This window comes from Microbispora corallina (assembly GCF_016863035.1).
In the GTDB taxonomy this organism is placed as follows: domain Bacteria; phylum Actinomycetota; class Actinomycetes; order Streptosporangiales; family Streptosporangiaceae; genus Microbispora; species Microbispora corallina.
Genome location: NZ_BOOC01000107.1, coordinates 1 through 817 on the forward strand (window position 1 = coordinate 1; position 817 = coordinate 817).

Genomic DNA, 817 nt, shown 5'->3' on the forward strand with positions numbered 1-817 from the left:
AGGAGCCGCTCGAAGTTCCCGACCTTCTCGCCCTGCAGACCGAGTCGTTCGACTGGCTGCTCGGCAACGAGAAGTGGAAGGGCCGGGTCGAGGCGGCTCGCCAGGCCGGGCGCAAGGACATTCCGACCCAATCCGGTCTCGAAGAGATCTTCGAGGAGATCAGTCCCATCGAGGACTTCTCCGGAACCATGTCCCTGTCGTTCCGGGATCACAGGTTCGAGCCGCCGAAGTACTCGGTCGACGAGTGCAAAGACAAAGACATGACCTTCTCCGCCCCGATGTTCGTCACGGCGGAGTTCATCAATAACACCACGGGTGAGATCAAGAGCCAGACGGTGTTCATGGGCGACTTCCCGCTCATGACGCCGAAGGGCACGTTCATCATCAACGGCACCGAGCGTGTCGTGGTCTCCCAGCTGGTCCGCTCTCCCGGCGTCTACTTCGACCGTTCGGTCGACAAGACCTCGGACAAGGACCTGTTCGGCTGCAAGGTGATCCCCTCTCGCGGCGCGTGGCTCGAGTTCGAGATCGACAAGCGTGACAGCGTCGGTGTGCGCATCGACCGCAAGCGCAAGCAGCCGGTGACCGTGCTGCTGAAGGCGCTGGGCTGGACGAGCGACCAGATTCTGGAGCGTTTCGGCCAGTACGAGTCGATGCGGGCCACCCTGGAGAAGGACCACACCTCCGGGCAGGACGACGCGCTGCTGGACATCTACCGCAAGCTGCGTCCGGGCGAGCCGCCGACCAAGGAGTCGGCGCAGGCGCTGCTGGAGAACCTGTACTTCAACCCCAAGCGGTACGACCTGGCCAAGGTCGG

The 817-nt window shown here is 63.3% G+C and carries 1 pseudogene; it reads left to right on the forward strand.

The annotated features are described in order from the left end of the window. Positions 1 to 817, forward strand: a pseudogene (locus Mco01_RS38740) (DNA-directed RNA polymerase subunit beta); the annotation flags it as partial.